At 71.4% G+C, this 20,925-nt stretch carries 17 protein-coding genes; 8 read left to right on the forward strand and 9 right to left on the reverse strand.

What is annotated here, in order from left to right; genetic code table 11:
* Positions 1-35: 35 nt before the first annotated feature.
* The 3 genes from lepB to AB0E90_RS02620 are packed head-to-tail and all read right to left on the reverse strand — an operon-like array spanning position 36 to position 2,492.
* The gene (lepB, locus tag AB0E90_RS02610; RefSeq protein WP_360398205.1) at positions 36-614 is read right to left on the reverse strand and encodes a signal peptidase I; all 579 of its coding nucleotides are present in this window, start codon (positions 612-614) and stop codon (positions 36-38) included.
* On the reverse strand, positions 607-1,500 hold the full coding sequence (locus tag AB0E90_RS02615; RefSeq protein WP_360398207.1) for an oxygenase MpaB family protein: 894 nt from the start codon (positions 1,498-1,500) through the stop codon (positions 607-609). The genes lepB and AB0E90_RS02615 overlap by 8 nt, the downstream gene beginning before the upstream one ends.
* A complete protein-coding gene (locus tag AB0E90_RS02620) occupies positions 1,497-2,492 on the reverse strand; it encodes an LLM class F420-dependent oxidoreductase (RefSeq protein WP_360398209.1) in 996 nt (331 codons plus the stop codon). Before AB0E90_RS02620 ends, AB0E90_RS02615 begins: the two co-directional genes overlap by 4 nt.
* Before the next feature lie 47 nt (positions 2,493-2,539).
* Between AB0E90_RS02620 and AB0E90_RS02625 the strand changes: the two genes are divergently transcribed.
* On the forward strand, positions 2,540-3,178 hold the full coding sequence (locus tag AB0E90_RS02625) for a GntR family transcriptional regulator (RefSeq protein WP_360398211.1): 639 nt from the start codon (positions 2,540-2,542) through the stop codon (positions 3,176-3,178).
* Here the strand turns inward: AB0E90_RS02625 and AB0E90_RS02630 are convergent.
* The gene (locus AB0E90_RS02630; protein ID WP_360398213.1) at positions 3,144-4,559 is read right to left on the reverse strand and encodes an aldehyde dehydrogenase family protein; all 1,416 of its coding nucleotides are present in this window, start codon (positions 4,557-4,559) and stop codon (positions 3,144-3,146) included. The genes AB0E90_RS02625 and AB0E90_RS02630 overlap by 35 nt on opposite strands.
* Positions 4,560-4,634: 75 nt before the next feature.
* On the opposite strand from AB0E90_RS02630, the gene AB0E90_RS02635 reads away from it, so the two are divergent.
* The 3 genes from AB0E90_RS02635 (at position 4,635) to AB0E90_RS02645 (ending at position 7,251) form a co-directional block, all read left to right on the forward strand.
* Positions 4,635-5,753 carry an acyl-CoA dehydrogenase family protein gene (locus tag AB0E90_RS02635; protein WP_360398215.1) on the forward strand — a complete coding sequence of 373 codons (1,119 nt, stop codon included), beginning with the start codon at positions 4,635-4,637 and terminating at the stop codon, positions 5,751-5,753.
* A gap of 149 nt (positions 5,754-5,902) precedes the next feature.
* Entirely contained in the window at positions 5,903-6,115 is a 213-nt protein-coding gene (locus AB0E90_RS02640) for a hypothetical protein (RefSeq protein ID WP_360398217.1), read from the forward strand.
* Positions 6,116-6,177: 62 nt separating this feature from the next.
* Positions 6,178-7,251, forward strand: coding sequence for a hypothetical protein (locus AB0E90_RS02645; protein ID WP_360398219.1), 1,074 nt, complete (start codon positions 6,178-6,180; stop codon positions 7,249-7,251).
* Positions 7,252-7,297: 46 nt separating this feature from the next.
* On the opposite strand, the gene AB0E90_RS02650 is transcribed toward AB0E90_RS02645, so the two are convergent.
* From AB0E90_RS02650 to AB0E90_RS02660, 3 genes are read right to left on the reverse strand one after another with little or no spacing between them, the layout of a single operon-like run.
* The gene (locus AB0E90_RS02650; protein WP_360398221.1) at positions 7,298-9,742 is read right to left on the reverse strand and encodes a histidine kinase; all 2,445 of its coding nucleotides are present in this window, start codon (positions 9,740-9,742) and stop codon (positions 7,298-7,300) included.
* On the reverse strand, positions 9,739-11,097 hold the full coding sequence (locus AB0E90_RS02655) for a PT domain-containing protein (protein ID WP_360398223.1): 1,359 nt from the start codon (positions 11,095-11,097) through the stop codon (positions 9,739-9,741). Before AB0E90_RS02655 ends, AB0E90_RS02650 begins: the two co-directional genes overlap by 4 nt.
* Positions 11,087-11,761, reverse strand: coding sequence for a response regulator transcription factor (locus tag AB0E90_RS02660; RefSeq protein WP_360398225.1), 675 nt, complete (start codon positions 11,759-11,761; stop codon positions 11,087-11,089). Before AB0E90_RS02660 ends, AB0E90_RS02655 begins: the two co-directional genes overlap by 11 nt.
* Positions 11,762-12,049: 288 nt before the next feature.
* Between AB0E90_RS02660 and AB0E90_RS02665 the strand changes: the two genes are divergently transcribed.
* Together AB0E90_RS02665 and AB0E90_RS02670 are read left to right on the forward strand one after the other, a co-directional pair.
* On the forward strand, positions 12,050-14,245 hold the full coding sequence (locus AB0E90_RS02665) for an Hsp70 family protein (RefSeq protein ID WP_360398227.1): 2,196 nt from the start codon (positions 12,050-12,052) through the stop codon (positions 14,243-14,245).
* Between the two features lie 7 nt (positions 14,246-14,252).
* Positions 14,253-15,611 carry a TrpB-like pyridoxal phosphate-dependent enzyme gene (locus AB0E90_RS02670; RefSeq protein WP_360398229.1) on the forward strand — a complete coding sequence of 453 codons (1,359 nt, stop codon included), beginning with the start codon at positions 14,253-14,255 and terminating at the stop codon, positions 15,609-15,611.
* On the opposite strand, the gene AB0E90_RS02675 is transcribed toward AB0E90_RS02670, so the two are convergent.
* Complete coding sequence (locus AB0E90_RS02675) at positions 15,608-17,227, reverse strand: fatty acyl-AMP ligase (RefSeq protein ID WP_360398231.1); 1,620 nt, start codon at positions 17,225-17,227, stop codon at positions 15,608-15,610. The genes AB0E90_RS02670 and AB0E90_RS02675 overlap by 4 nt on opposite strands.
* Positions 17,228-17,395: 168 nt before the next feature.
* Here AB0E90_RS02675 and AB0E90_RS02680 point away from each other — a divergent pair, with 168 nt between their 5' ends.
* Positions 17,396-18,970 (forward strand): DHA2 family efflux MFS transporter permease subunit, encoded by a 1,575-nt coding sequence (locus tag AB0E90_RS02680; RefSeq protein ID WP_360398233.1) that lies wholly within the window; start codon positions 17,396-17,398, stop codon positions 18,968-18,970.
* A 5-nt stretch (positions 18,971-18,975) separates the two neighbouring features.
* On the opposite strand, the gene AB0E90_RS02685 is transcribed toward AB0E90_RS02680, so the two are convergent.
* Positions 18,976-19,776 (reverse strand): copper homeostasis protein CutC, encoded by an 801-nt coding sequence (locus AB0E90_RS02685; RefSeq protein WP_360398235.1) that lies wholly within the window; start codon positions 19,774-19,776, stop codon positions 18,976-18,978.
* A 111-nt stretch (positions 19,777-19,887) separates the two neighbouring features.
* On the opposite strand from AB0E90_RS02685, the gene AB0E90_RS02690 reads away from it, so the two are divergent.
* Positions 19,888-20,922 carry a GDSL-type esterase/lipase family protein gene (locus tag AB0E90_RS02690; RefSeq protein ID WP_360398237.1) on the forward strand — a complete coding sequence of 345 codons (1,035 nt, stop codon included), beginning with the start codon at positions 19,888-19,890 and terminating at the stop codon, positions 20,920-20,922.
* Positions 20,923-20,925: the final 3 nt, after the last annotated feature.

Here is a 20,925-nt window from a genome sequence, read left to right on the forward strand (position 1 = left end):
GTGCCGAGGGCAGGCTCAGTCGACTTCCGGGCGACCTACGCATCTCGATCGTGGCGCACAGTCACGGACAACAGCCCCGCTAGAAGCACGAATGCCAGACCCAGCAGGCCGACCAGGAACACCAGGCACAGTGTTGCGGCGGCCCGGTCCGGGAATAGGTGCGCGGGGTAGGCCAGAGCCACGACGCGGCCCTGCACCGACGAGGCGGCGGCCGGCCCGGTGGCCCGGGAGTCGACCGAGGTGGGCAGGTTGTCGCCGAGGAGAAACAGGGCGCCGGCCGGTACGCGCAGGGAGAGGGCGGACGGCGGGATAACCTCCGCGGACCCGTTGACCTGCGGCCGGCCGGTTGCGTCGCAGCAGGTCACGGTGTCGCCAGCCACGGCGGCGACGCGTTTGACCAGGCTTGGGCCGGTGCCGGTGACCAGGACGATGTCGCCTCGGCGGGCGGTGCGCGACCACGTGTCCACCACGATGCGGTCGCCGGATTCGATCGCCGGGGACATCGACGTGGTCGGCACCTGGTAGACGCGGTAACGCAGCAGGAACGTGGCCGCCGCGCCGATCTGGAGGATCAGGCCGGCGGCCAGGAGCAGTCCGCGCAGGCGGTCACGCACTTCGGCGCAGGTGCTCGGCCGGCAGGTCCGGCGGTGGTTCGGGGGCGCCCAGATCGGACGGTCGGTAACCCTCGGGATAGCCGGGATAGGTGCGGCTGTGTTTGGCCACGCCCAGGACGCTCGTGCGGCGCGGCGGCAGCAGGCGAACTGCGGCGGCGCGGGCCCGCAACGAGGCCGATGCCATGGCGCCCACCCATGTCGGGGCGGGCGGGAAGCCGAATGCGCGCAGCATCGGTTCGTCGAGCATGCCGCGCACGCCGAGGCGGACGGCGGGGTGCAGGAAACCGGGGAACCACGCGGCGAACAGGCCGACCGTGTATTCACCGACCTTCCGGTTCGTCTCCGAGTAGACGAAGGACGAGGCCTCGTAATCGCGTTTGAAAGCGGCGAACTCCTTGTACGACAAAGGCACGGAGCGAATCCCCATCCGCCGGCCGACTTCGCCGTAGTAGTGGAAGGCGGCCAGTTTCTCGTGGAGATGCAGCGGCCGCCAGCCGAAACGGGCCAGCCAGTCGATCGGGTCGTAGACGAACGTCGACAGCACATAGAGCATGTCGTCGTTGCTGATCGCGTAGCGGCCGTGCGCGCGGTTGACCACCTTGAGGGCCTCGCGGCCGCGCGGTGAGTCGTAACCGTGGGCGGCGATCTCGGCCATCAGCAGCGCGGTGTCGTCGTAGCGTTTCTGCGGCCGTTTCTCGAATTCGCCGGTGGCCGCCAGCAGCGCGGAAATGCTGGGCACGCAGTACGTGCGGAACAGCGCGAACTCGAGCGCCCGGGTGTAGTCCCACGGGAATTCCAGGCCGGCCGAGAGCTGGTAGATCTCCAGGTGGTCGCGAACGGGATCGAGCGAGGCGATGTGCTGCAAACGGTCGTAGCGGCGGCTCATCCCAGCATCTCCTTGACGGTGGCGAGCAGGTGGACCGCATCGTCGCCGATCGGGGTCACGTTGAGCACGGTCACGCCGGACTCGCGGAAGGCGGCGATCCGGTCCCGCACGTACGATTCCGGGCCGATCAGGCTGGTGCGTTCCAGCAGTTCGGCGGGGACGGCGGCGGCCGCTTCCGCCTTGCGGCCGGAAAGGTAGAGCTCCTGGATCTTGTCAGCCTCGGCGGCGTAGCCGTATCGGCTGACCAGGTCGTGATAGAAATTGCGGCCGCGGGCGCCCATGCCACCGACGTAGAGGGCGATCAGCGGCCGCCCGAGATCGCGCAGATCGGTGACGTCGTCGCCGATCGCGAGCATCCCGCCGGCGACGATTTCCAGCGGCGGCAATTCCGGATCCCGGACGGAAAGAGCCGAACCCCAGATGTCCGAAGCCTTTTCCGGTACGTACAGGAAAGGAATCCACCCGTCAGCCACCTCGGCGGTCATCCGCACGTTGGCCTCACCCAGGGCGGCCACGTAGATCGGGATGCGGTCCCGGACCGGATGGGTGAGCATCTTGAGCGGCTTGCCGTGCAGCGGCAACTGGTAGAGGCCGTCGTTGACCAGCACTTCCCGGCGCCACGCGGCCCGGCAGATCGCGATCGTCTCACGGGTGCGCGCCACCGGCTTGTCGTAGCGCACGCCGTGCCAGCCCTCGATCACCTGCGGCCCGGAGGCGCCGAGCCCGAGGATGGCCCGCCCGCCGGACATCGCGTCGAGCCCGGCGGCGGTCTGCGCGAGCAGCGCGGGAGTGCGCGAATAGAGCGGCAGGATCGCCGAGCCGATCTCCACTCGTTCGGTTCGCGCCGCCAGATAGCCCATGATGGTGGGCGCGTCGAAGCCGTACGCCTCGGAGACCCACACGACGTCGAGGCCGGCCCGTTCCCAGCCGGTGACCTGGTCCGCGGCCGAGCGCGGATCCCCGGCGTACATCAGTGACGTGCCGAGCCTCATTCGCCGTACCTCCGCAATTGATTTGATATTTGATACTGTGCGGTCCTATGCGACCCCAGCTCTCCGACGAAGTTGCCGCGGCGCTGCGCGCCCGGATCATGTCCGGCGAGCTGCGGCCCGGCGCCCGGATCCGTCTCGAGGAGGTCGCGGCGCAGCTCGAGGTGAGCATCACGCCGGTGCGCGAGGCCCTGCTGACGCTGCGCGGCGAGGACATGGTGGAACTGCAACCCCGCAAGGGGTACGTCGTCTCGCCGCTCTCCAAGCAGGACGTGCACGACCTGTTCCAGTTGCAGGGCGACATCGCCGGCGAGCTGGCCGCGCGGGTCGCCGGCGTGATCACCGACGGTCAACTGGACGAGCTGACCCTCGCCGACCGGGCGCTGCAGCGGGCCAGGCCGGCCGATGAGGTCGAGCGTCTCGAGTTCGCGTTCCACCGCACGATCAACCGGATCGCGGACGCCCGCAAGCTGAGCTGGTTCCTGCACACGGCGACGCGTTACACGCCGGTGCGGTTCTACTCCAGTGACGCTCGGTGGCGAGGCGGCATGAAGCAGGATCACCAGGAGTTGCTGGCCGCCTTCACGGCGCGTGACCCCGGCGCCGCCCGCGCCGTCATGACCCGGCATTTCACGGACGGCGCCGACCTGCTGATCAAGCATCTCGATGATCTTGGGATCTGGGCATAGCCCCGCGCGCGTGGCGCATCTTGAAGATCCGAACCGCGCGATCCAGTACGGCGGGGTCGCGCGACAGGCTCATGACGTCCATCGGCGCCTTGAGGCGGCGCCACGTCACCGACTGCGGCCGGCTGAACTCGCGTAGCCCGTCCGCGCCGTGCACCCGGCCGAAACCGGAGTCGCCGACCCCGCCGAACGGCAGCGCCGGAACCCCGGCGAACCCGAGCACCGAGTTGATCGAGGCGGCCCCGGTCCGGAGCCGGCGGGCGATCGTCAGCGCACGAGGGCGATCGGCCGAGAAGATCGACGCGGCCAGGCCGTAGCGGGACGAGTTGGCCAGGCTCACCGCCTCGTCGAGCGAGTCGACCGGGTTGACCACGACGGTCGGCCCGAAGGTCTCGTCGGTCATCGCGGAGCTGTCCTCGGGAACCTCGGCGAGGACGACCGGGAAGACGTACGGCGGCTTGATCGACTCGGGTCCGCCGACCACTTTCTTTCCACCGCGGGCGAGGGCGTCGTCGACGTGGCCCCGGACGATGTCGACCTGGGCGGGGACGGTCATCCGCCCGTACGGGCCGTCGTCTCCGGGTTGGATGTTCTCGGCGATCGCCGCGAGGCGGGCCAGGAAATCCGGGTAGACGCTGCGTTCGACATACACCCTCTCGACCCCGGCGCAGGTCTGGCCCGCGTTGCCGAACCCGCCGAAGGCCGCCGCCTTGGCGGCGGCATCGAGATCCGCGTCGGCCGCGACGATCATCGCGTCCTTGCCGCCGCCCTCGATCACCACCGGGGTGAGGCTCCGCGCGCAGGCCGCCATGACCGTGCGCCCGGTAGCCGCCGAGCCGGTGAAGGCGATCTTGTCGACGCCCGCCTCGACCAGCGCCGCACCGGCCGCGCCGTCGCCGGTGACGACCTGCAGAACCGGATGCCCGACGGCGTCCCGCCACGCCGAGGCCAGCCACTCCCCCGTGCGCGGGGTGTGCTCGCTCGGCTTGAACACCACGGCGTTTCCGGCGGCGAGGGCGTAGGAGACCGAGCCGAGCGGGGTGTAGACCGGATAGTTCCACGGCCCGATCACGCCGATCACGCCGAGCGGCCGGTATTCGAGGGCCGCGCCCTGGTCCGCGGCGAGCAGGCCGGACCGGACCCGGCGCCGCCGCAGCACGCGCGAGGCGTTGCGGGCGGCCCAGTCGAGGTGCTCGACGGCCAGCATGATCTCGAGCAACGCGTCGCCGATCGGCTTGCCGGTCTCTTCGTGAATGACGGCGGCCAGCTCGTCGGAGCGGGCGGCGATGACTCGTTTCCAGTTCAGCAGGTGCGCGCGGCGCTCGCGAAACTCCAGGCCGGCCCACCAGACGGCGGCTTGCCGGGCTTTGAGGACGGCTTGCATTGACGCCTCCCAGATTTGATATTTGATATGCTACGTTCGCGGCAATCCCTAGGACAACCCCGGGAAGGGATTGACATGGATCTTGATCGCACCGACGAGCAGCGCGACTTCGCGAACGCCGTCGCCGACTTCTGCAAGCGCGAGACCGGCACCCGATCGCAGCGCGACGCCCTCACCGAGAACGGCCTGCACAAGCACCACCAGGGCCTCTACCAGAAGATGGCCGACCTGGGCTGGCTCGAGGTGGTCGAGAGCAGCATGGTCGACATGTGCCTGTTCCTCGAGGAGACGGCGTACGGGCAGGCCCCCATCGGCGGTTTCGCCACCTCGTCCATCGTGGCCGGCGCGGTGAGCCGCTTCGGCTCCGCCGAGCAGCAGAAGGCCGTGGTCGGCGGAACGGCCGCCGGGCGTACGTTCTCGATCGCCATGTCCGAGCCGGAGGCCGGCTCCGACGTGGCCGCCCTGGCCTGCCGTGCCTCTTTCAAAAACGACGGCTATGTGATCAACGGGCAGAAGACCTGGTGCTCCAACGCCCACTTCGCCGACGCGATCCTGCTGGTCGCCCGCACCGGCGGAGTGCCGGGCGAACACGCCGGCCTCACCATGCTGCTGGTGCCGGCCGACAGCCCCGGCCTGCGGATCAGCGGCATCGACACGATGGGCGGCAAGGAGGTCAACGACCTCTGGTTCACCGACTGTGTCGTCCCCGCGGACGCGGTCGTGGGTGAGGTCGGGGCGGGCTGGAAGCAGCTCATGGCCGGTCTCAACGTCGAGCGGCTGATCCTCGCCGCCCTGATGCTCGGCACGGCCCGGCGTGCCTTCGACGACGTCCTGGCGTACGTCAAGGACCGAAAGCAGTTCGGCCGGCCGGTCGGCACCTTCCAGGTCCTGCGGCACCGCATCGCCGACCTGGCCACCGAGATCGAGTGCTGCAAGCTGCTCGTCTACCGCACCGCCGAGCTGGTCGACCGCGACCCGTCGCGGGTGCTGCCCCGGGAGAGCTCGATGGTCAAGCTCAAGACCACCGAGGTGGCCCGCGAGATGGCCCTGGCCGGCATGCAGATGATGGGCGGCTACGGCTACGCCACGGAGTACGACATGGAACGCCACGTCCGCGCGGCCCTGGTGTCGACGGTCTACGGCGGCACGAGCGAGATCCAGCGCGACATCATCGGCAAGACGTACGGCCTGTAGCTGGGGCCTGCCCTACCCCGGGGCGGGGGGACGACACCGGGGGACGGGCTGTGCCGATCCGGGGGTCAGCACGATCGAACGCGGGCCGGTGAAACGGAAGTATTAGTCCTGTCAGCAGGAAGAACACCCCGACAGACAGGACGAAGACCATGTGGCACAGCACCCACTCCCAGCACCGGCACGGCCACGACTACGACCACAACCGGCACGAGCACCACGGCGGCCACCACCACCCGAACCACCACGACGAGCACCGGTGGGACGACGGCTGGCGGGGTCACGACAACAACGACGACTACGGGCACGGTTGCCACGGCGGCGACTGGGGTCACGGCCACGACCAGATCATCATCGTCCACTGACCATGCACGGACCGGTGGCCGCCGGCGGAACCGGCGGCCACCCTTCCACCCGGAGGTGTGCGATGACCGTCTCGACCGAGCTCGTCGACCTGGTACGCCAAGGGGCCGAGGCCAACGAGCGGCCCGATCTGGTCCGCCGGCTGCGGCCGTCCGCCGACGCCGGCACGGTCGTGCGGGCGCTGCGATCACTGGAGGTCGACCTCCGGGCCCGGCGCGCCGCCCGGTGCGAACCGGGCCGCGGCGCCCGGCTCGCCGCCGAGACCCGGCACGGCGAAAAACGGCTACGCCGTTTCGAGGAGGACGCGGCGGCCTGGCCACGCCTGCTGGGTGAGGCGCTGTCCGCCGCGAGCTCCGATGTCGAGTACGCCGTGCAGAGCCGGATGCAGCGCCTGGTCGACGACGGCACCGCGGTGATCGCCAAGCGCGACGCGAACTTCGAACAGTGGCTGGACGAGCGGCTGGTGACCGAGGCCGAGGCGAGCTACCGGACACTTCATGAGGCGGCGGCCGGGGTGGCCGGCGCGCTCCGGCCGATCGTCGTGGTGCGCCCGCCGTCGATCCCGCTCGAACCGCCGGCCGACCTGGTGTCCCGGCTGCACCGCCGCCCGGTCCCGGCCGAGCGCACGCCGCTGGCGGCCCGGCTGCTCGGCATCCTCATGCCCACCTACAGCGGCATGATGATCGCCCTCGTCCTCCCCCGGCTCTTCGGCCTCCGGCTGCCGCTGTGGCTGATCGTGGCGGCGGCCGTCACCGGCGCGTTCGCGATGGGTGGCGCCGCGTTCGCCGCCGAACGCCAGCGGCAGATCAGCCGGCGCACCAGCGAGACGGTCGGCGGCCTGCGGTCGACGGTCGACGCCTTCCGGATGGCCGTCACCAAGCAGGTACGCGACGGCCTGCGAACCGTGGACCAGCAACTGCACGCCGCAACCGGCGAGGCGGTCGGCCGCGAGACCCGCCGGTTGGCCGCGGCCGCCGCCGAGGCGAACGCGCTCGCCGAGGACGCCCGCGATCCGGAGCGCGCGGTGCACGAGATCGACGCGGACCTCGAGTCGGTCCGCGAACTCCTGCAGCGCGCAACCCAGCCCGAGCCGGCGACGCAGCCGCTGATGCTGCCGCAGGCGCAGCAGGCTGCGTAGCCGGTCCTGCCGCCACAGCCCCGGGCCAGCCGGCTCTTCAACGGGCTCAGCCGGCCTGAAGGAGCTGCTCACACGAGCGGACGATCGTCGTGGCGAGTTCCCGGGCGCCCGGTGATACGCCCGGTTGCACGGCCCGCCGGCGCCAGGCCACCAGCGCCTGTTCGGCGGCGGCAGCCACCGCCGGCGGCTCGGTGCCCGGGTCGAGGCCGAGGCGGCTGCGGGCGTCCGCACCGGTCTCGCCGAGCAGCCGGGCGGCCGCCTCGGCGAGGGCGGCATCGAAGTCGCCGGCGCCTGAGCGCAGCGCGTCGATCGCGTCCACCTCGGCCAGTTCGTGCGTGCCCGACCGGATCCGGTCCAGCCGGTGCAGCAGCACCTCGCCGCCGGTCGCCGGCGGTTCGGCGCGGACCAGCTCGTCGAGCGTCCGCAGCGCCGCCCAAGCGGCCCGCACCGCGGCCCGGCGCTCGGCCGGCACCTCCCGCAGCCCGGCCCGGATCCCCCGCAACTTCTCCACGGGCACGGAACCCTCGAAGCCGAAACCGGCAGGGCCGGAACCCGCAGGCCCGGAACCCGCAAGGCCGGAACCCGCAGGCCCGGAACCCGCAGGCCCGGAACCCGCAGGCCCGGAACCCGCTGGACCGGGAGCGGCAGGACCGGGACCAGCCGGCGCGGGAACGGCAGGCGCGGGAACGGCAGGCGCGGGAACGGCAGGCGCGGGAACGGCAGGCGCGGGAACGGCAGGCGCGGGAACGGCCGGCGCGGGAACAGTCGGCGCGGCGATGGTGGGTGCGGTCTCGGCGTACTGGATCAGGGCCTCTTCGATTGCCTCTCGGGCCGTGATGACCAGCGCGTGGTCGGTCGGGGTGGGCAGCGGCACCCAGCCGTCGACGCGGGTGCCCGCGCCCGGTTCGGAGCGCACCGACACCGCGCCGCCGACGGCGGACAGGCGGGCCAGCACGTTGCGCATGCCCCGGCCTGCCGTTCCGGTGGCCGCGCCCATGTCGAACCCCGGTCCGTCGTCGTGGACGCCGAAGGCGAGACGGTCCGGCCCGCAGGTCAGCGCGACCCGCACCGCCGCGCCCGGCGCGTGCTTGCGGGCGTTGCCGGCGGCTTCGAGGCAGCAGAACCAGACGGCCGCTTCGAGGTTCGCCGGGAACCGCCGCCCGGCCGGCATCCCGGCGGCCGTGACGATGCCGCCGAGTTCGGCCCGCAACGCCGCGACCAGCCCTTCCTGCGCCAGCAGCGGGGAACTGACGCCGGTGGCCGTACGCGCCAGGATGTCCTCCGCATCGTCGATCTGGCGGCTGACCCGGTCCAGCGCGGCCACCGCGTCCGCGCTGCTCCCGGTGCTGAGCCGGTGCTCGGCCAGGCCGAGCGACAACCGCAGCGAGACCAGCTGGTGCTGCGCGCCGTCGTGCAGGTCCCGTTCGATGCGCCGGCGTTCGGCGTCCATCTCGGCCACCAGCCGGCGGCGTGATCCGGCGATGTCGGCCGCGTGGGCCCGGACCGCCCGCAGTTGCCGTTCCAGCTCGATGCCGAGCCGGTGCGCCTCCAGCACCGGCACGAGGCTGTCGGCGACGTCCGCGACGAGCCGGTGGCGATGGCCGGTCGCCCGGTCCACGGTGATCGACCCGAACCGCTCGTCGCCGCGGGCGATCGGCAGCGTGAGCACGTCGGTCTCGCCGGCGCCGCCGTCCGGCCAGGCGTAGGTGCGGTCGGGACGATCGGCGCGGTGGACGGTCAGCCGGCAGACCCGGGTGCCCAGTCCTCGGCCCACCGCCTCGGCGATCCGCGCCAGGTCGGGCGCGTCGGCCCGGTCCACCTGCGACATCGCGCCGATGCCGGCGAGCACGCTGTACGGCGTCGGCCGGCGCCCGTGGAGCAGATGGTCCACCCAGCGTTCGACGAACCGGTAGGCGAAGGTCAGCAGGAGCGCCGCGGTGATCGCGGCCGGGAGAACCCCGGCCAGGCTGAGCAGGACGAAGAACGGCCCGCCGAGCAACGCGGTGACCAGCACGACCAGCAGGACGGGGCGAAGCCGGCGCGGGGTGGCGAGTGGCCCGGCCGCGATGGCGGCCGGGCCGAGGTGGCTGAGCCAGCGCAGCGGCGCCGGGTCGAGCAGGACGACCCCGGCCAGCAGCAGCACCGACCCGGCGGCGGCGGTGCCGGCGACGACCGCGAAGAGCAGCCGCACCCGGGCGCGCCCGGCCGCCGTCAGGTCGTCCCGCCCCCGCTGCCGGAGCAGCAGCAGCCCGACCGCCGGCAGCGCGACCCCGAAGAGCAGCGGGTGACTCAGGTCCGGCAGCACCGTCACGGTGACCGCGCCGAGCACGGCGGCGCCACCGCCGGCCGCCAGCAATTCGCCGCGGCCCGGCGTGCCCTGCGGGTAGCCGAGCAGCGCGACCGTGAAGGCGGCGAACGCGGCCACCTGCGCCGGGATCCAGAGATCGCCCAGCCCGGTGAGGAGCAGCGCGAGACCCAGCAGGCGACTCACGGCAGGAGCTCCGCGTCGAGCCGGTCCGGCAGCCACGCCTGGAGCCGCAGCCCGGACCGGTCGTCGCAGTCGAGGTTCCCGCCGAGTGCCGCGAGCCGTTCGCCGTCGTCCACCAGCACCGCCCGGATCTGCTCCGCGTTCACCGGCGGCGACGGATCCTCGACCACCACCCGCACCCGGCCCTCGCCCGAGGTGAGCCGCACCAGCAGCTCGGCCGGCGGCAAGCAATCGGCCGTCGGGGAGGCCGTCGGCGAGGCCGTCGGGGAGGCCGTCGGCGAGGCCGTCGGGGAGGCCGTCGGGGAGGCCGTCGGGGAGGCCGTCGGCGAGGCCGTCGGGGAGGCCGTCGGGGAGGCCAGCACCACCAGCGCCGCCGCGGTGACCTGGTAGACGGCGGACTCGATCTCCCAGGCCAGCCGGAGCCCCAGCTCGCCGTCGAGCCGGACCGGCCGGCGCAGGTCGGCGGCGAGCTCGGCGAGGGCCGCGCCCAGGCCCTGGCTGCGCAGCACCGCCGGGTAGACCCCGCGGGCGATCACCCGGAAGCGGTCGAGCAGCTCGTCCAGTTCGGTCCGGGCGTGAACCAGCGCGGCGCCGTCGAGCCCGGCGCGGGCCACCGTCACGTGCTCGCGCAGCGCGGCCAGCCGCCCCGAGGTGGCCCGGGACAGTTCGTTGCGCAGCCGCTGCCGCTCCACCTCACGGGCCTGGGCCAGCCGCCGCCGGGAGGCCCGCAGTTCGTCGGCGAGCTGGTCGGCCCGGCGTACCCGCTCGGTCAGCTCGGCATTGAGCGCCACCGTGCGCAGGAGTAAGGCGGCGCCGTTGGCGACGTCCTGCATCAGCACCCGGTCACCCGGCGTGATCGGCAGCTCGGGTTTCTCGATCGACAGCACGGCGCGCAGCTCGATGCCGTCGAGCACCGGGACGACGTGGCCGATGCCGGGGCGGCCGAGCAGCACCGCAAGGTTCGCCGCGGTGTCCGGCTCGCCCGGGGAAGGAACCGGGGAACGAACCGGGGGAGGAAACGACGCGGTGGCGACCAGGCGGTCGCCGACCGCGAGCCAGACCGCCGCGCGCCGGGCCCGGGTGCCCTCGGCGAGGACCCGGGCCAGGCCGGGCAGCGCCTCCGCCGGCGAGGGGGACCGCAGCCGCTGGGCGGCGTCCGCCAGCGCCGAGTAGGGCGTGACCTCGCGGTAGCGGGTCAGCCGCTCGATCGCGTGGCGCAACCGCGGATAGAGCACGGCGGCGGCCGCGACCGGCAGCACCACCACGACCGGGCCGGGCAGCCCGAGCCGGCCGGTCCCGCCGGCGACGAGGGTGAGCAGCGCGAACATCGCCGCGGCGAGCAGCAGCTTAGGCGCCATCCTGGTGCGACCTCAGATAGGTCAGGACGGCCAGCACGCGGCGGTGATGCTCGGCGGCGTCGGCCGGCAGCCCGAGCTTGGTGAAGATGTTGGCGATGTGTTTCTCGACCGCCTTCGGCGAGACCACGAGCTGCCCGGCGATGCCGCCGTTGGACCGGCCCTCGGCCATCAGGCCCAGCACCTCGAGCTCCCGTGCCGACAGCGAGGCCACGACGTCGCGGCGGTTGCCGGTCGGCCGGTCGACCAGGCGCCTGGCCAGCTGCGGCTCGATGACGATCTCGCCGGCCCGGATCCGGTCGAGGGTGTCGCTGAGGACGGCGACGCTGCCGACCTTCTCCTTGAGCCGGTAGCCGATCGACTCGGTCCGGATCTGCAGCACCCGCATGAGGTAATGCGCCTCGGCATAGTGCGAGAGAAACAGCAGACCCAGATTGGGGTACGCGGTACGCAGCCGTTCCGCCGTGGACAGTCCACCGTCCGGTTCGGGCGGCATCCGGATGTCCAGGATCGCGACGTCGGCGGTCGCCCCGGGCCCGGCCGCGAGCAGGTCGACCAGGGCGTTGCCGTCCTCGGCGCAGCCGACCACCTCGTGCCCGGCCGCTTCGAGGAGCATGACCAGGCCCTCGCGGAACAGCGCGCCGTCCTCGGCGAGGGCTACCCGCACGGAATCCGCACCGTCATTCTGCCTCCCGCGGAAACGTCGACTGTGGGATTGCCGACGGCGGATCCGGTCCCGGACGACGACGGCCCGGCCAGTATCGGCAGGGGCCGGATCGAGTGCCAAGCCGTTGTCGTCCGGCCGGACGGTTATCTCCACCGTCCGGGTGTCCGGCGGCAGCCCGGCAGTCCCCACGGGAGGGTGGGGCCGACGACGCTGACGTCACCGGGGCAAACCCTACCCGTACGGGTTGAATCGCTCGCCAACGCCGATGCGCTGCCCGAGACTGTGCCGGTGGCATACGAACTTGGTGTTGATCTCGGCACCACCTTCGTGGCCGCCGCCGTGGCGCGGGACGGCCGCACCGAGATGTGCACGCTGAGCAACCAGAACGTGATCAGCCCGGCGATCGTCTGCCTGGCCGAGGACGAGCGGCTGGTCTTCGGCGAAGCGGCCGAGCGGCGGGCGCTGAGCCATCCCGACCGGGTGGAGCGGGCGTTCAAGCGGCGTCTCGGCGATCCCACCCCGGTCGTCCTCGGCGGCGTCCCGCTGCAGGTGACCGCGCTGATGGCCGAGCAACTGCGCGACGTGCTCGGCACCGTCACCCGGCTCGAGGGCCGGCCGCCGGACCGGGTCGCGCTGACCTGCCCGGCCAACTGGGGGCCCTACCGCCGGGAGCTCTTCGAGGAGGTTCCGCACCTGGCCGGCGTCGCCGATCATGTGGTGCTGACCGAGCCGGAGGCGGCGGCCGCCTACTACGGCGCGGCGCGGATGCTCGGCGAGGGCGACACCCTCGCGGTCTACGACCTCGGCGGCGGCACCTTCGACGCCACGGTGCTGCGCAAACGCAACGGGATCGTCGAGGTGATGGGCGACCCGGACGGCATCGAGCGGCTCGGCGGCATCGACTTCGACGAGGCGATCCTGCAGTGGATCAACTACCGGTACGAGGGGGCGCTGACCGAGCTCGACATGTCCGACCCGATGGCGGCGGCCGCCATGGTGAAGCTGCGCCAGGAGTGCGTGCAGGCCAAGGAGGCGCTCTCGGCCGACACCGAGACGACGATCCCGGTGCTGCTGCCGCACCGGCAGTTCGCCGCCCGGCTCACCCGGCCCGAATTCGAGGGCATGATCCGCGCGCCGATCGAGTCCACCATCGGCACCCTGGTGCGCGCCGTGCACACCGCCCGGCTCGACGTGCGCCAGTTGTCCGCCGTACTGCTGGTCGGTGGCTCGTCCCAGATCCCGCTGATCGAGCGGATGATCACCGAGGAGATCGGCCGGCCGACCGTGTCGGACGCGCATCCCAAGCACGCGGTGGCCCTCGGCGCCGCAACCGTCGCCGCCCGGCGGCCGGTCAAGGCACCCGCCCCGGCCCCGGCGCAGGCCGAGCCCCGCGTGGTCCCAGGCGACAAATCGGACTCGCGCCGCTGGTGGTGGGCGGGGATCGCCGTCGTGCTGCTGCTGGGTGCCGGGACCTTCTTCTTCCTGACCCGGAAGAACGAGCCGCCACCGATCGCCGCGCCGGTGAGGACAACGGCGCCGGCGGTGACGGCAGCGGCGGTGGCGGCAGTGGCGGTCGCGGTCCCGGCTCTCGACACGCCGGTGAAGCTCGGCTCGGCGCCCAACTACGTGGCCGCCTCCCCGGACGGCCGCCGGCTCTACATCGCCGACGGCAACCGGACCGTCTCGGTGCTCGACACCAGCACCAACCGGGTGATCACGACCGGGATCCAGGTGCCCGGGCCGGCCCAGTTCCTGTCCTTCTCCCCCGACGGCCGCTACGTCTACGTCAGCCTGTGGGACAGCCGCGGCGGCAAGATCCACGCGGTCAGCATCCTCGACACCATCGACAACACCATCAAGAAGACGATCACCGTACGGACCCGGCCCTTCCTCGCCGCGGTCACGCCGGACGGCCGCCGGCTCTACGTGCCGAACCACGACAGCCACACGGTCACCGTGATCGACACCGAGCGGATGACGCAGGTCGGCGAGATCACCGTCCCGCCCGAGCCGCACTACGTCTCGTTCTCGGTGGACGGCAAACGGGCGTACATCGCCGACCACGAGTCGAACGAGATCACGGTCGTCGACACGGCCACCGGGAAGCCGCTGAAGAACATCAAGGTCGGCCGCTCCCCGCACAGCGTCGAGCAGAATCCGCGCCGCCCGCTGGTCGTCAACGTGAACTGGGACGACGAGACGGTCAGCGCGATCGACACCACCACCGACACGGTGCGGGCGACCATCCGGGTGGGCCGGCGGCCGGTGAACATCCACTGGTCGCCCGACGGCCGGTACGCCTACGTGGTCAACAGCGGCAGCGACACCGTGTCGGTCATCCGGGCCGACACCCTGACGGTCACCGCCACGCTCCCGGCCGGCAAGTTCCCCACCTCGATCGCGGTACTGCCCGACGGCACCAGGGGATATGTCAGCAACAAGCAGGCGAACAGTCTCACCGTCCTGCGCCTGAGCGGTACATGATCGGCGTATGACGCCCGACACCAAGATCCTTCTGTCCGAATCGGAAATGCCCCGTAACTGGTACAACCTCGTGCCGGACCTGCCGTCGCCGCCACCGCCCGTGCTGCACCCCGGCACCCTGCAGCCGGTCGGGCCGGACGACCTCGCGCCCCTGTTCCCGATGGCCCTCATCGAGCAGGAGGTGACCACCGAGCGTTACGTGCCGATCCCGGAGGAGGTGCTCGACGTCTACCGCCTGTGGCGGCCCTCGCCGCTCTTCCGGGCGCACCGCCTGGAGAAGGCTCTCGGCACCCCGGCGAAGATCTACTACAAGTACGAGGGGGTCTCGCCGGCCGGCTCGCACAAGCCCAACACCGCCGTGCCGCAGGCCTTCTACAACGCGGCGGCCGGCATCCGGCGGCTGACCACCGAGACCGGCGCCGGCCAGTGGGGCACCGCCCTGGCGTTCGCCGGCGCGCAGTTCGGCCTGGACGTGGAGATCTGGCAGGTCCGGGCGTCGTACGACCAGAAGCCGTACCGGAAGATCATGATCGAGACCTTCGGCGGGACGATCCACCCGTCGCCGTCGAACCTGACCGACGCCGGCCGCAAGATCCTCGCCGAGCACCCCGACTCCCCCGGCTCGCTGGGCATCGCGATCAGCGAGGCCGTCGAGGTCGCGGCGCAGAACCCGGACACCAACTACGCGCTCGGCAGCGTGCTCAACCACGTGCTGCTGCACCAGACGATCATCGGCGAGGAGGCGTTGCTCCAGCTGGCCAAGGTGGGCGCGAAGCCGGACGTCATCGTCGGCTGCACCGGCGGCGGCTCCAACTTCGGCGGGCTGGCGTTCCCGTTCCTGCGGGAGAAGCTGGCCGGCACGATGGACCCGATCATCCGCGCGGTCGAGCCGGCCTCATGCCCGTCGCTGACCAAGGGCGTCTACGCGTACGACTTCGGCGACACCGCCGGGATGACGCCGCTGATGAAGATGCACACGCTCGGGCACGACTTCATCCCCGACCCGATCCACGCGGGCGGGCTGCGTTACCACGGCATGTCGCCGCTGATCTCGCACGTCTACGAGCTCGGCCTGATGGAGGCGGTGGCCAAGACGCAGAAGGAGTGCTTCGAGGCCGGCGTGACCTTCGCCCGCACCGAGGGCATCATCCCGGCGCCCGAGCCGACGCACGCGCTGGCCGCCTGCATCGAGGAGGCGCTGCGCTGCAAGGAGACCGGCGAGGAGAAGGTGATCCTGACCGCGCTGTGCGGGCACGGCCACCTCGACCTGCCGGCCTACGGCCGTTACCTGGCCGGCGACATGGTGGACCACGAGCTGTCCACCGCCGCCGTCGAGGCCGCCATCGCCGGCCTGCCCAGGGTCTAGAGCAAGTTTCGCGCCGCGTTGCGGCGCAGCTTTCCGGACGGTGTCTTCGGCAACGACCCGGGTGGCAGGACGCGCACCTGCGCGGGCCGCACGTCGATCTCGGCGACCACCCGGGCCGTGACCTGCTTGACGATCGCCGCGACCGCGGCCTCGTCACCGGCCAGCTTCGACTCGGCGATCACCGCGAACGACTCGCGCGCCCGGTCCTCGCCGGCCATCAGGCGCACCGCGACCACGTTGCCCTCGCGCACACCCTCGACGCCGCCGGCCGCCCGCTCGATGTCGGTCGGATAGATGTTCCGGCCGCCCATGATGATCACGTCCTTGCGCCGGCCGCACACCACGAGCTGCCCGTCCTCGACGAGATAACCCTCGTCACCGATGTCCAGCCAGCCCGCCTCGTCACGCGCGCTCTGGTAACCGCCGGGTGTCACATAACCATCGGTAACCGACTCGCCGCGCAGCTGGATCCGGCCGACCTCGCGTTCGCCGAGCAGCTTCCCGTCCTCGTCGACGACGCGCACCTCGACGCTCGGATAGGGCCGGCCGAGCTTGGGGATCTCCCGGCCGTCACCGGGCACGGCCCGGCCACGCTCCAGTTCCGCGGCGTCCACCCGATCGACGAGCATGGCGTCCGACATTTCCGACATGGAGATGACGAGCGTGCTCTCCGCCGCGCCGTAGCAGCAGTTCACCGCCTCCGGCCGCAGTCCGAACCGGGCCCCATTTTGGACAAAACGCAGCATCGTCGCCGGATCGATCGGCTCGGCGCCATTGCCCGCGACCCGCAGCGCGGACAGGTCGAGCTCACCGTCCGGCACCCGTGCCAGCTGCCGGTTGAGCACCGCCCACGCGAAGTTCGGCGCCGTGGTGATCGTGCCGTGGTAACGGCTCATCAGCTCGGCCCACAGCAGCGGCCGGCTCAGGAAATCGGCCGGCCGCATGCTGACCAGCTCCATCCCGGTCATCATCGGCAGCAGCAGACAGCCCACCATGCCCATGTCGTGGAACATCGGCAGCCACGACACCATCACCCCGGACTCGTCGCAACCCAGGTGATCACGCGAGTCGGCGAGGTTGGCGTAGAGGTTGCGGTGGGTGATCCGCACCCCCTTCGGTTCGGCGGTGGATCCGCTGGTCAGCTGCAACAGAGCAACATCGTCTTCGACGACCTCGACCGGCTCGGTGTCCGGCCCGGCGGTCAGCTCACTCGCGATCACATGCTTGATTCCGTACGCCGTGAGCACCGGAACCACCTGCTCGAAAGGCGCGCCCACCACCACCAGCCGGGCGTCGATCATCGTCAGGACACGCAGTGTGTCGTGCCGCCAGGCGTCGAGGTCGGTGCGCGGCGTCGGCTGGTGCAGCATCGTCATGCTGCCGCCGGCCAGCCAGATGCCCTGCGCCACCGGGGCGATCTCGACCGGCAGCCCGGCCAGCACCGCGACCGCCCGGCCGGGCCGGATCCCCGCCTCGACCAGCCCACCGGCCACCCGGCGCGCCGTTCTGTGCAGCTCGGACCAGCTCGTCCGGGCGGTGGCCGCGGGCTCGCCGGTGACCATTCCGGTCGAAGCCGTCCGGGCGGTCTTGATCACTTCGTCGATGAAGCGGCTCATCCAGGCCCCCAAGGGTCGTCTATCGCCCACATTACGACCGGGAAAGTGGTGAAGGGCACCCTGCCCGTGTCGTAAAAGGGCGTGCTAGCAGGTCGGACCGGGTGACAGGATAAGTAGCTCTTCCTTCCTCAGGACTTAATACCTTCCAGACCGACCCTGGAGTTTCTCGTGACTGACACGGCAGCTGCACAGCCTGCCAAGTTGGACGCCGCCGTTCTCAAGATCGCCGGCGTGGTGGTTCTGGGCGCGATCATGTCGATTCTCGACATCACGGTCGTCAGCGTCGCCCTGCCCACTTTCCAGACCGAGTTCGACGCCACCTACGCGCAGGTCGCGTGGACGCTCACCGGTTACACCCTGGCCCTGGCCACGGTGATTCCGCTCAGTGGCTGGGCCGCCGACCGGTTCGGCACCAAACGGCTCTACATGCTGGCCCTGTTCCTGTTCACGGCCGGTTCGGTGCTCTGCGCCACGGCCGGCTCGATCGAGCAGCTCGTCACCTACCGGGTGATCCAGGGCCTGGGCGGCGGCATGCTGATGCCGCTCGGCATGACGATCATGACCCGGGCCGCCGGCCCGGAGCGGATCGGCCGGCTGATGGCCGTCCTCGGCATCCCGATGCTGCTCGGCCCGATCGGCGGCCCCATCCTCGGCGGCTGGCTGATCGAGGCGGCAAGCTGGCACTGGGTGTTCCTGATCAACCTGCCGATCGGCATCATCGGCCTGGTCTACGCGCAGTTCGCGCTGCCCAAGGACGACCCGAAGCCGTCCGAGTCGTTCGACTTCGTCGGCATGCTGATGCTCTCGCCGGGCCTGGCGCTGTTCCTGTTCGGCGTCTCGTCACTGCCCGAGACCGGCACGATCACCGCCACCAAGGTGTGGGTGACGATGCTGATCGGCGCGCTGCTGGTGATCGGCTTCGTGTTCTACTCGTTCAAGCCCAAGCACCCGCTGCTCGACCTGCGGCTGTTCCGCAACAAGCGGCTCGCCATCTCGTCGATCTCGCTGTTCGTGTTCATCATCGCGTTCATGGGCGCCGGCCTGCTGTTCCCCAGCTACTTCCTGCAGGTGCGGGGCGAGTCCACGCTGCACGCCGGTCTGCTGATGGCGCCGCAGGGCATCGGCGCGATGATCACCATGCCGATCGCCGGCATGCTCGCCGACCGCATCCCGGTGGGGCGCACGGTGCCGTTCGCGATGGCTCTGATCGCCGCCGGGTTCTTCGCGTTCACCCAGGTCGGCACGGACACGTCGTACCTGCTGCTGTGTGGTTCGCTGTTCGTGATGGGCCTCGGCATGGGCGGCACGATGATGCCGATCATGACGTCCGCCCTGCGCACGCTGACCGGCCCCGAGGTCGCCCGCGGCTCCACGCTGGTCAACATCATGCAGCAGATCGGTGGCTCGATCGGCACCGCGACGATGTCGGTGATCCTGACCAGCCACCTGAACGGCTCGGCCCCGATCCCCGGCCTCAACGACCCGTCGTCCGGCGAGCCGATCACCGAGGCCCAGGCGGCGATCGCCGCCCAGCACGGCAGCCAGTTGCCGGTCCCGCCGGAGATCATCCAGCGGGGTCTCGCGTTCGTGGCGGACTCGTTCGCCAGCACGTTCTGGGTCGGCTTCTTCCTGGTGCTGGTGACGTTCATCCCGATCGCGTTCCTGCCGCGCAAGCGGCCGCCGGTCACCGAGGCGCTGTCAGCCGAGGAAGGCGCCGTCCCGACCCCCGTGGTCATGCACTGACCGAGTTACCGCTCGCCGGAGGTGGAGGTCTCCGCCTCCGGCGAATGCTCCTCGGTTGACCGGAGCGCCGCGAGGAGGCGGCCTACCTCTCGTTCGTCGGTCGTCTCCCGCTCGCTCCGGTCCGCACTGCCCAGCTTGACCCCCGGCTCGCCGGTGACGATTCCCTTGCCGGAGGCGTGCACCGCCGCTACCCCCGCCGTGACGAGGTCGCCCACGATCTCCGGCCGCACCCCGCCGCCCGCCATGATCTCGATCCGGCCGCCGGCGGCCTTCACCAGCCGCGCCAGCTCCGGCACCGCATCGCCGGCGGCAGCGGCCCCGCCCGAGGTCAGGATCCGCTTCACGCCCAGCCCGGCCAGGCGGTCGAGAGCCTCGCTCGGATCACCCAGCACGTCGAACGCGCGGTGGAAGGTGACCTCCGCGCCGCAGCCCGGCCGGCCGACTCCGTTGACGGCCGGTGCCGCGCCGGCCACGTCCATCACCCGGGCGACCAGCCCAGCATCGATTTCGCCGGCGCGCACCCCGCCGATCACCACCCCCGCGGCGCCGGCGGCCAGCGCGTGCCGGACGTCGCGGACGATCATGTCCACCTCTGCCGGGGCGTAGTCGAAGCCGCCCGGCCGGGGGCGGATCAGCACGTGCACGGGCGGGATGCCGGGCGTTTCCACCGCGGCCTCGATGAGGGCGAGCGACGGCGTGAGCCCGCCGAGCGGAAGGGCCGAGCACAGTTCGATGCGGTCGACGCCGAGGCGGGCCGCCACGTGCAGGCCGTGCGAGTCCTGGACCGCGAGTTCAAAGGCAACCATGGCCGGGTGAGTATCCCACGCAAGATCCAGGCAAGCGCTTTCCGCCGTATGTATTGACAGTCGTTAATCTCCTCGTAACGATTGGGAGCGCTCCCGAAAGGACGGTCCCCCATGGCACACCCCCGCCGCGTCGTGCGCGCCGCACTCGTCGCCGCCACCGTCGCGCTGGTCGCCGGCCTGGTCGCGCGCATGCCGTCATCGGCGTTCGCGGCCACCGGCGACGGCTCCCCCACCGACGCCAACATCACCTTCACCGGCCGCTGGGACACCAGCAACGCGTCCGCCTACGTCCCCGGCTGGGCCGGCGCCTATCTGACCACCGGCTTCACCGGCACCACGGTGAAACTGAAGCAGCGCAACAGCATCGACTTCTACTACAGCATCGACGGCGGCGCCGATCAGTACCTCACCAACCAGACCGGGACCGTCAACCTCACCCCCACCAAGCTGGCGAGCGGCAACCACACGCTGCGCGTCTCCTACCGGGTGGTGGCCGGTTCCTACCACGGCGACGCGGTCTTCCAGGGCCTGGTGCTGGACTCGGGCGCGAAGACCTACGCCGTCACCCCGCCGGCGAAGCTGATCGAGTTCATCGGCGACTCGATCACGGTCGGCACGACGACCTCGAAGAACGCCCTGACCGCGTACGGCTGGCTGATCGGCGAACGCCTCGGGGCGCGGCACACCCAGGTCGCCCAGGGCGGCGCCTGCCTGGTGACGACGGCCGACGGATGCGTGGGCCTGGAGGACTACTTCCTCAAGACCAACAGCTCGGCCACGTCGGCGAACTGGGACTTCACCCGCTACCGGGCCGACGCCGTGGTGATCAACCTGGGCACCAACGACCTGGCCCACGGCACCCACACGACGACGTTCCAGCCGCACTACCTGCACCTGCTGGAGGAGGTCCGGGCGAAGTACCCGGCCGCCAAGATCTTCGCCATGCAGACATTCTGCAAGCGGTTCGGCGCCGAGACCAAGGCCGCCGTCCAGTCCCGCAACACGGCCGGCGACGCCAACGTCTTCTACGTCCCCACCGAGGGCTGGCTCGTCGCGGCCGACTACACCGACGGCACCCACCCGACCGACGCCGGGCACCGCAAGGTGGCTGACCAGTTGGCGCCGATCATCTCCGCCAAGCTGTAACAC

The organism is Actinoplanes sp. NPDC026619 (assembly GCF_040638295.1).
Classification (GTDB): Bacteria; Actinomycetota; Actinomycetes; order Mycobacteriales; family Micromonosporaceae; genus Actinoplanes.